The following is a 542-nucleotide window of genomic DNA, read 5'->3' as shown; positions in this document are numbered from 1 at the left end:
CTCTGCGAGCCAGTCTCGATTGCTGGCGGCATGTACCCAGCGCCGGAAGGATATTTTGAAGCAATACGCAACGTCTTGTCGATGCGCGATATTCCTCTTTATTTCGATGAAATCGTGACGGGCTTCGGTCGAACCGGAAAGATGTGGGGAAGCCAGACCGTCAACCAGACGCCCGACTGCCTCGTCGCATCGAAGGGGCTTTCAGCGGCCTATCAACCGATTTCGGCGGTCGTCATGAATGATGATTTTCACTCCGCATTGGTGGACTGCTCGATTATGCACCATGGGTTTCATCATGGCGGCACATATCACGCACATCCTGTTGCCGCTGCCGTCGCCCTTGAAACGCTAAAAATCTATGAGGATGAAAGAATAGTAGATCATGTGCGGGATATTTCAGAACATTGGATAAAGATGATTTCGAAACTTGCGGCACACGAACTGGTCCGATCCACACGGACAATCGGATTATTAAGCGCGATTGAAGTCGGATTCCGTAGCTACAGGGAGCTTGATTTCCGAAATGATGAGAAGAGAGACAT

The 542-nt window shown here is 50.4% G+C and carries 1 protein-coding gene; it reads left to right on the top strand.

Annotated elements, in window-relative coordinates:
- The coding region (locus tag B3759_RS04000; protein ID WP_291363837.1) for an aminotransferase class III-fold pyridoxal phosphate-dependent enzyme at window positions 1-542 on the top strand (542 nt) is incomplete at both ends.

The sequence above is a fragment of the Acetobacter sp. UBA5411 genome (assembly GCF_002409645.1).
GTDB lineage: Bacteria > Pseudomonadota > Alphaproteobacteria > Acetobacterales > Acetobacteraceae > Acetobacter.
This window is presented reverse-complemented; position numbering and strand designations above follow the sequence as displayed.